Below are 260 nucleotides of genomic sequence, written 5' to 3' on the forward strand. Positions count from 1 at the left end.
GTCGATCGCCATCGCCTGCTCGATGACGGCGTCCAGGTCCTCGGGGCGCTCGCAGCGCAGGCCGACGCAGCCCATCGCCTCGGACAGCTTGACGAAGTCCGGGATGCGGGTGCCCTGGGCCGGCGGCTCGATGCCGTCGTGGTCGGGGCCGGAGTGCAGCACGGTGTTGGAGTAGCGCTGGTTGTAGAACAGCGTCTGCCACTGGCGGACCATGCCGAGGGAGCCGTTGTTGATGACGGCGACCTTGATCGGGATGCCGT

Annotated in this window: 1 protein-coding gene; it reads right to left on the reverse strand. The window is 68.5% G+C overall.

The window, feature by feature from the left end:
- On the reverse strand, positions 1-260 hold a 260-nt coding region (locus tag VM95_RS38290; RefSeq protein ID WP_045706407.1), incomplete at both ends, for a thiamine pyrophosphate-dependent enzyme.

Origin of the sequence: Streptomyces rubellomurinus (assembly GCF_000961885.1) — a bacterium.
GTDB lineage: Bacteria > Actinomycetota > Actinomycetes > Streptomycetales > Streptomycetaceae > Kitasatospora > Kitasatospora rubellomurina.